Genomic DNA, 7,553 nt, shown 5'->3' on the forward strand with positions numbered 1-7,553 from the left:
GGCCGCAGCTGCGCCTGGACCTCGCCGGCCCGCCCGGTCAGCCGGGCGACCGGCGCCAGCGCCGCGGCCTCCTCGGCCAGCCCGTCGGGCAGCACCGCCACGGTCGGCACGGGCCGGGCCGGGCCGTCGTCCGCCGGTGAGACGGGCAGGGCGAGGGTGTCGAGCCGGTCCGGCTCGGCGAGCAGACGGATGGCGAGCACGCGGAGCCGTACCTCCAGGAAAGATCGCGGAGCGCGGGCCCCGCGGGAAATGAAGACCCTGAGCCACCGGCGGAACCGGTGGCTCAGGGACTGACGAACCGTCCGCGCGGGCGCGCGGACCGCTCCTCGCTCAGCCGGCGGCCGCCTTCAGCGCGTCACCGAGCGCGTTGGCCTCGTCGGGAGTCATCTCGACGACGAGCCGGCCACCGCCCTCCAGCGGGACCCGCATGACGATGCCCCGGCCCTCCTTGGTGACTTCCAGCGGACCGTCGCCCGTCCGCGGCTTCATCGCCGCCATGTTGTCTCCCCTCAGACCTACACCAGGGTCGGTGGGTTGCCCCACAGCCACTTCGTCATGACCACCCGCAACGTGCACGGGGGCGTCGACCAACGATTTTCCCTGATGAACACCGCCGGACCCAAACCGAAGCAGCATTGATGTAACAGCATCTAGCTTATCTTGAGAAGGCCTGTCACAATGTGCGGTCATGCAGGCACGGTCGGCACTCTTCGACCTGTACGGCGACCACCTCCGGGCGAGGGGCGGCCGGGCACCGGTTGCCGCCCTGGTCAAGCTCCTGGCGCCGCTCGGGATCGCCCCGCCCGCGGTGCGTACGGCGGTCTCCCGGATGGTCCGTCAGGGCTGGCTCGACCCGCTCCGGCTGACGTCCGGACCGGGATATTCGATCACACCGAAAGCCGCCCGACGACTCGACGAGGCGGCCGCGCGGATCTACCGGACCGGCCGGATCACCTGGGACGGGCGCTTCGACCTGCTGGTGCTGGAGGCGCCCACCTCGCGGCGGGAACGCCAACGGCTCGCCGCCAACCTGACCTTCCTCGGCTACGGCGCCCTGGACGAGTGCACCTGGGTGGCCACCCGCCCGGGTGAGGACGTCGACGTGCTGCTCGACGAGGCGGGCGTGCGCTACGAGCGGTTCACCGCCGCGCACACCGCGGGCACCCCCGGCGCGATGGGCGTGGTGCGCCGCGCCTGGAACCTCTCCGACATCGGCAGGGCGTACGAGCAGTTCGTGGCCGAGCAGCGGCCCCTGCTCGCCGGGGTAACCGTGCGCAGCCCCGACGAGGAGGCGTACGCGGCCCGGTTCCGGCTCGTGCACGCGTGGCGTACCTTCCTGTTCCGGGACCCGCAACTGCCCCCGGCACTGCTCCCCGAGCGCTGGCCCGGCACCGCCGCGGCCAGTTTTTTCGACCGGCACGCGGCCCGGCTGCGGCCGGCCGCCGACCGGTACGTCGAGCAGTGCCTCGACGCCGGCAACCGCCTCGCCCGACAGAAGGGTCGTTGAACCGTGACCGAGCCGCTGCTCGTCGACCGCACCGACGCCGTCGTCACCCTGACTTTGAACCGCCCGACGGCGATGAACGCGCTCGACGTGGCGCTCAAGGAGGCGCTGCGGGACACCCTGGCCGAGCTGGAGACCGACCGGTCCTGCCGGGCGGTGGTGCTCGCCGGCGCCGGTGGGTCGTTCAGCGCCGGCCAGGACCTGCGGGAGCACGTGCAGACCCTGCAGTCCAACGGCGGCAACCCGCTGGACACCGTCCGGGCGCACTACAACCCGATCGCCGCCCGGCTGGCCAACCTGCCCAAGCCGGTGGTCGCCGCGGTGCGCGGCATGGCCGCCGGCGCGGGCGCCTCGCTGGCCTTCCTGGCCGACATCCGCATCGGCGGGCCGTCGACCAGCTTCCTGATGGCGTTCGCCAAGGTGGGGCTCGCCGCCGACACCGGCGCCTCCTGGACCCTGCCCCGGCTGGTCGGTCACGCCAAGGCGGTCGAGCTGCTGATGCTGGCCGAGCCCGTCCGCGCCGAGGAGGCCTGCCGGCTCGGGCTGCTCAACCGGATCGTCGCCGACGACGAGCAGGTGCTGCCGACCGCGCAGGAGCTGGCCGCCCGGCTGGCCGCCGGCCCGACCGTCGCGTACGGGGCGATCAAGCGGCAGCTCTCCATCGCCGACGCCGGCACCCTCGCCGACGCGCTGGCCGCCGAGGCGCAGGCCCAGTCGATCTGCGGCGGCACCGCCGACCACCGCTCGGCCACGATGGCGTTCGTCAACAAGCAGAAGCCGGTCTTCGAAGGACACTGAGCGCAGCGGGCCGACCCGGTCGGCGGCGGGGATCAGTCGTCGTCCTCCTCCGGATCCTGGTTGGCCTCGGCACCGAGCACGAACGCCTGCATGGCCAGCTCGTCCCCGGCGGGTGAGACGAAGGCGGGCAGCTCACGCGGCCCGAGCTCCTGCACATAGGCCCAGAACAGCCGGACCGCCTCGGCCGGCGAGCCGGCCTCGATCGGCAGGTCGAGGCTGACCAGCCAGGAGCGCCGTTGCGGCGGCGGGCCGAGCCGGTCGGCCAGCTCCCGGAAGGCGGCCGGCTCCAGCGCGGTGACCGGCCCGTCGAGCGCCAGCGCGCCGGCCGGCACCGGCTCGTCGAAGGCCCGCCGGGTGTACGCGACCACGAGCGGCGCCTCGCCCCGCTCGGACTGCGGGTCGTCCGGGTCCTCCGGCTCCTGACCGCTGGCGGCGGTGACCCGGCCCAGCGCGACCAGTCGCGGTGGCGCGTCGGCCAGCACCGCGACCCGGTCGCCGGGGCGGGGCCGCGCGGCGTCGGACAGGCCGGTCAGTTCGAGCGTGTCGTGGTGGACGAGCCGCTCGGCCTCGTAGCGGCCGGTCGGCAGCAGCACGGCCCAGGCGCCGGTGCCGTCGGCTTGGCCCGCCCCGTCCACCCGGTGCGCGGTGTCGGTCGTCATGGCGTCCATCCCATCACGCCGCCTGCGACGCCACGACGTGGCAGCCCGCAAGGTGATCGTCGACCATCCCGGTGGCCTGCATCAACGCGTAGGCGGTGGTCGGGCCGACGAAGCGGAAGCCCTTCTTCTTGAGCGCCTTGGCCAGCGCGGTGGACTCGGCGGTCAGCGCCGGCACCTGGGCGAACGACGTGGGCCGGGCCGGCCTGGGCGGTGGTGCGAAGGACCAGAGCAGCGCGGAGAGCCCCTCGGGCAGCGCCAGGGCGGCGCGGGCGTTGGCGATCGCCGCCTCGATCTTGGCGCGGTTGCGGACGATGCCGGCGTCGGCGAGCAGCCGGGTCACGTCGGCCTCGCCGTAGCCGGCCACCGTCTCGATGCGGAACTCGTCGAACGCGAGCCGGAACGCCGGGCGCTTGCGCAGGATGGTGAGCCAGGACAGCCCGGACTGAAACGCCTCCAGCGTGATCCGTTCGTAGAGCGCGTCGTCGCCGCGCAACGGCCGACCCCACTCCGTGTCGTGGTAGACGGCGTAGTCGGGGGTGCCGGCCCCCCAGGCGCAGCGTGGCAGCCCGTCGCCGCCGATCACCAGGTCAGTCACGCGTCCACGCTAGGGCACGCCCCCGACACCTCCGGCCGCCCATGGGCCGACGGGTCGGCTCGACGCACCCGGGATCGGTGAGGTGGCGGGGTACCGGTCGGACTGACGATCAGGCGGGTGCACCGCCCGCGGGACGAACGGCGCGGCGGATCAGGGCAGGCGGCCCTGCTCGACCAGGCGGCCGAACTTCTTCAGGGCCTGGGTCAGGCTGAACTTCGAGCCGGGCCAGAGCAGCGGCCAGGCCACCCGGCCGGCCGCACCCCCGGGCACGTGGAACCACTCGTGCCAGACCACCTGGGTGCGGTCCCGCTCCATCTGGGTGCAGCGCAGCACGCCCGGCCCGCGCAGCAGCTTCCCGCAGTGCACCACGCCGATCTCGTAGGGCGCGTCCACCCGGACCACCCGCATCTCGTCGCGCAGCACGGCCGGACCGAGCGTGGTCACCGCCCGGACGAGGCTGCCCTCACCGCCGTCACCCTCGACCACCCGGACGGTGGTGAGCGGGATCCAGTCCGACTGCCGTTCCCAGGCCAGCAGCGCCGCGAAGACCCGCTCCGCCGGGGCGTTGACGATCACCGTGGCGGTGATCTCCCCGGCGCCGCGTCGGGCGGCCTCGCGCAGGTCGTCCGCGCCTTCCCGCTCGGTCACGCCGACTCCGAGCGGACCGCCGGAGCGTGCCGCGCGGTGTCGCCCGCCGTCGTCGCGTCGTCGCCCGGTTCGTGACCGTCTCCGGCGCCCGGGCCGGTGCGGACGGCGGGAGCGCCGCCGGGGCGGTCGCTCCCACCGGCGGGGCCGTCCCCGGTCGATCCGCCGGCACCCGACGGGGACGCCGACGTCGCGACGACGGTCGGTGCGGCCGTCCCCGCCCCGCCGGTGGAGGTGGGCTGGGCGGCGTCCCCGTCGATCGACGCCTCGTCCCGGGTCTCGGCGGCCGGCGGCACCGCGGCCGGCCCGGCGGCCTGCTCGCGGGCACGGCGCAGGGCGTCGGCGTCGGCGGTCCGTCCCTCGCGCAACGCGGTGACCTCCGCCTCCAGCACGCCGATCAACTCGGACTTGTAGCCGATGTCGTAGGCCGCCCGGCGCATCGCCTGGTCGACCTGGGCCATCCGGTACCCGCGCAGCGCCGTGTCGAAACGAACATCACCCACGTCGGACTCGCGGAGCGGGCGGGCGCCCGGCAGCGGCACGGCCCGCCCGTCCGGCTCGGCCGGCGCGAGGCCGGTGTCCCGGCCGGTGACCAGCACCGTCACCCCGAACACCACGGCCGCGACGGTCAGCGCCACGACCAGGAGGAGCAGAACCTGACCCATGCACAGATCGTGGCATGTCCAACGGGCCGGAGCGACCCCCCACACCACCCGCGTCGCGGATCCTTGCCGGCGAGTTTCCGCCCGGCGAAACCCGGCCCGGTGGACCGGCCGGGCCCGACCGCGGTGCACCGGCTAGCGTCGTGGACGGCCGGCGGCCGGGACGGGTCGACGGGCGCAACCTTCAGGAGGCGGGCATGGCCGGGGCGCTTCGGCTCGGTGGGCGGACGTTCGGCCCCGGCGAGCTGGTGGTGATGGCGATCGTCAACCGCACCCCGGACTCGTTCTTCGACCGGGGCGCGACCTTCGCCCAGGACAGCGCGCTGCGCGCGGTGGAGCGGGCGGTCGAGGAGGGCGCGGAGATCATCGACATCGGCGGCGTCAAGGCCGGCCCCGGCGCCGAGGTCGACGTGGCCGAGGAGATCCGCCGCACCGTGGACACCATCGCGGCGGTCCGGGCGGCCTTCCCCGACGTGGTGATCTCGATCGACACCTGGCGGGCCGAGGTGGCGGTGGAGGCGGTGGCCGCCGGCGCCGACCTGCTCAACGACACCTGGTCCGGCGCGGACCCGGCCCTGGCCCGGGTGGCGGCGCGGACCGGTGCCGGGCTGGTCTGTTCGCACGCCGGCGGGCTGACGCCCCGGACCAGGCCGCACCGCGCCGCCTTCGACGACGTGGTGGCCGACGTGGTCGCGACGGTGACCGGGCTCGCCGACCGCGCGGTCGCCCTCGGCGTACGGCGGGACGGGATCCTGATCGACCCGGCGCACGACTTCGGCAAGAACAGCCGCCACTCGTTGGAGATCACCCGCCGCCTGGACGAGCTCTCCGGCACCGGCTGGCCGCTGCTGGTCGCCCTGTCGAACAAGGACTTCATCGGCGAGACGCTGGACCTGCCCGTCGCCCAGCGGCTGGAGGGGACGCTGGCCGCCACCGCCGTCTCGGCCTGGCTGGGCGCCCGGGTGTTCCGTGCGCACCAGGTCCGCCCCACCCGCCGGGTGCTCGACATGGTCGCCTCGATCCGGGGCGACCGGCCGCCGACGCTGACCCGGCGCGGCCTGGCCTGAGCGCGGTCCGCCGACCCGGGCGCCCGGTCGCCGGGCCGCCACGCGGTCTTGGTCGGCGGCAGGTTCCTCCAGCCGATGTGCGGCGCGTCAGGTCGCCCCACCCGAGCGGGCTCGGCCCGGGCGCGTCAGGTCCAGCGGAGGATGTTCTTGCGCCAGGCGTAGAGGATGCCCAGGGCCAGTACCGCCACGAAGACGGCCATCTCCACGACGGTGACCATCCCGAACCCCGGCCGGTCGAAAACCACCGCCCAGGGGAAGAGGAAGACCGACTCGACGGCGAACAGCACGTAGAGATACGCATACACGTAGTAACGGATCTGCATCTGCGCCCAGTCGCCCCCGACCGGATCGAGCCCGCACTCGTAGCTCGTGCGCTTGCCGAAAGGATCGGCCGGACGGGCAGGACGTAACACCCGGTTGGCCGAGAACGCCGTAACGAAGAAGAGGACGCTGGCGAGCAACAACAGCCCGAGCGTCGCGTACGAGCCCAGGTAACCGGTCACGATCGGTCAGCCTACCGCCCAGGTGGGACGACCGAGGCGAACACGTTACGGATTTGTTTCCCTCCGGGACTAGTGCCGTGAGGCAACAGTTACCGAATATTGGAAGCTACTCATCGTCACGGAGGACAGATGGCCCGCGTGGAGGTACGGCCCGGTCGACGGGCACGTGACCGGCGTAGCGCACCCCTGCTGGCGATCTCGCTCGCGCTCGGACTGACGGTCGCCGCGCTGCCGGGTTGGGCGACCGCGTCCCCGACGGCCGCCCCGGTCGCCACCGTGGCCACCGAGCCGGTGGAGGAGCCCGGGCAGGAGACCCCGACGGCGGACCCGACGGACACCACGCCGCCGACCAGCGCCCCGCCGACCATCGACCCCCCGGCGGAGACCACGCCGCCGGCCGCGACGACCGAGCCGGCGCCGACCACGACGACGCCGCAGAACCCGCCGCCGACCACGGCCGCGCCGACCACGGCCGGCCCGGCCCCGGCGCCGACGGTGCCACCGGTCCGGCCGACGCCGCCTCTCCCGGGCAACCCGCCGCCGACTCCGCTGGGGGTACGGGTCACCACCGACGACCTCACCCTCTCCTCGGCGTACTGGAACGCGGCCAGCACGGTGACCACGCTGCGGGTGACGGTCACCAACACCGGTGCGGCGTCCGAGCGGATCCGCCTCGCCTACACGCTGCCGGCCGGGTTGACCGACGCCGGCACGAAGGGCTGCGCCCCGGCCGGCGGCGGGGAACACCGCTGCGGCGAGTGGACGACCGCCCCGGGCGCGCGGTTCAGCACCCTGCTGCGGGTACGGGTCGGCGGCGGCGCGTGGCGGCAGATGCCGCTCAGCGGCTCGGTGCGGGTCACCGCGACCGCCCCGCGGGTGGTCGGCTCGGTGAGCGACAACGAGGGCTTCGCCGTGCTCTTCCCGCCCGGCCCGCCGGTGCCCGGGATCAGGCTGGCGGCCGACGAGGTCTCCTTCGACATCAGCGGTGGATCGAGCGGGCTCGACGTCCGGCTCGGCAACACCGGCAAGGTGTCCGCCGCCGGCCGGATCGAGGTGGTCCTGCCGGCCGGCGTGACCGTGCCGACGCCACCGGCCGGCTGCGTCGCGGCCAGCCCCGTGC

Annotated in this window: 10 protein-coding genes and 1 pseudogene; 4 read left to right on the plus strand and 7 right to left on the minus strand. The window is 74.6% G+C overall.

Annotated features, from left to right (window positions below):
* Both NCC78_RS24270 and NCC78_RS24275 read right to left on the minus strand, forming a co-directional pair.
* A pseudogene (locus tag NCC78_RS24270) lies at positions 1–200 on the minus strand (peptidase M17); the annotation flags it as partial.
* A 130-nt stretch (positions 201–330) separates the two neighbouring features.
* Positions 331–498: a DUF3117 domain-containing protein gene (locus tag NCC78_RS24275; protein WP_007455245.1), complete on the minus strand. Its 168-nt coding sequence runs from the start codon at positions 496–498 to the stop codon at positions 331–333.
* A 190-nt stretch (positions 499–688) separates the two neighbouring features.
* Here NCC78_RS24275 and NCC78_RS24280 point away from each other — a divergent pair, with 190 nt between their 5' ends.
* Both NCC78_RS24280 and NCC78_RS24285 read left to right on the plus strand, forming a co-directional pair.
* On the plus strand, positions 689–1,507 hold the full coding sequence (locus NCC78_RS24280) for a PaaX family transcriptional regulator (protein ID WP_250797264.1): 819 nt from the start codon (positions 689–691) through the stop codon (positions 1,505–1,507).
* Between the two features lie 3 nt (positions 1,508–1,510).
* Positions 1,511–2,302, plus strand: a complete 792-nt coding sequence (locus tag NCC78_RS24285) for an enoyl-CoA hydratase/isomerase family protein (RefSeq protein WP_250797266.1) — start codon at positions 1,511–1,513, stop codon at positions 2,300–2,302.
* Between the two features lie 32 nt (positions 2,303–2,334).
* On the opposite strand, the gene NCC78_RS24290 is transcribed toward NCC78_RS24285, so the two are convergent.
* From NCC78_RS24290 to NCC78_RS24305, 4 genes are all read right to left on the minus strand, one after another.
* Positions 2,335–2,961, minus strand: a complete 627-nt coding sequence (locus NCC78_RS24290; RefSeq protein ID WP_250797267.1) for a hypothetical protein — start codon at positions 2,959–2,961, stop codon at positions 2,335–2,337.
* Positions 2,962–2,974: 13 nt separating this feature from the next.
* Positions 2,975–3,556: a DNA-3-methyladenine glycosylase I gene (locus NCC78_RS24295; protein WP_284706353.1), complete on the minus strand. Its 582-nt coding sequence runs from the start codon at positions 3,554–3,556 to the stop codon at positions 2,975–2,977.
* Between the two features lie 150 nt (positions 3,557–3,706).
* Positions 3,707–4,204, minus strand: coding sequence for an SRPBCC family protein (locus NCC78_RS24300; RefSeq protein WP_250797268.1), 498 nt, complete (start codon positions 4,202–4,204; stop codon positions 3,707–3,709).
* Positions 4,201–4,866, minus strand: a complete 666-nt coding sequence (locus tag NCC78_RS24305; protein WP_250797269.1) for a DivIVA domain-containing protein — start codon at positions 4,864–4,866, stop codon at positions 4,201–4,203. The genes NCC78_RS24300 and NCC78_RS24305 overlap by 4 nt, the downstream gene beginning before the upstream one ends.
* A 194-nt stretch (positions 4,867–5,060) precedes the next feature.
* On the opposite strand from NCC78_RS24305, the gene folP reads away from it, so the two are divergent.
* Positions 5,061–5,930 carry a dihydropteroate synthase gene (folP, locus tag NCC78_RS24310; RefSeq protein WP_250797270.1) on the plus strand — a complete coding sequence of 290 codons (870 nt, stop codon included), beginning with the start codon at positions 5,061–5,063 and terminating at the stop codon, positions 5,928–5,930.
* Positions 5,931–6,055: 125 nt separating this feature from the next.
* Here the strand turns inward: folP and ndhC are convergent, their stop codons facing one another.
* The gene (gene ndhC, locus NCC78_RS24315; RefSeq protein WP_250797271.1) at positions 6,056–6,433 is read right to left on the minus strand and encodes an NADH-quinone oxidoreductase subunit A; all 378 of its coding nucleotides are present in this window, start codon (positions 6,431–6,433) and stop codon (positions 6,056–6,058) included.
* A 129-nt stretch (positions 6,434–6,562) separates the two neighbouring features.
* Here ndhC and NCC78_RS24320 point away from each other — a divergent pair.
* A partial coding sequence (locus NCC78_RS24320; protein ID WP_250797272.1) for a hypothetical protein occupies positions 6,563–7,553 on the plus strand: 991 nt, incomplete at its 3' end.

Origin of the sequence: Micromonospora phytophila (assembly GCF_023656545.1) — a bacterium.
GTDB classification, from domain to species: domain Bacteria; phylum Actinomycetota; class Actinomycetes; order Mycobacteriales; family Micromonosporaceae; genus Micromonospora; species Micromonospora phytophila.

Excerpts from the sequence above, each read along its gene's own strand:
- NCC78_RS24275 (WP_007455245.1), bottom strand. The coding sequence starts at position 498 with ATGGCGGCGATGAAGCCGCGGACGGGCGACGGTCCGCTGGAAGTCACC.
- NCC78_RS24280 (WP_250797264.1), top strand. The coding sequence starts at position 689 with ATGCAGGCACGGTCGGCACTCTTCGACCTGTACGGCGACCACCTCCGG.
- NCC78_RS24290 (WP_250797267.1), bottom strand. The coding sequence starts at position 2,961 with ATGACGACCGACACCGCGCACCGGGTGGACGGGGCGGGCCAAGCCGAC.
- NCC78_RS24305 (WP_250797269.1), bottom strand. The coding sequence starts at position 4,866 with ATGGGTCAGGTTCTGCTCCTCCTGGTCGTGGCGCTGACCGTCGCGGCC.
- folP (WP_250797270.1), top strand. The coding sequence starts at position 5,061 with ATGGCCGGGGCGCTTCGGCTCGGTGGGCGGACGTTCGGCCCCGGCGAG.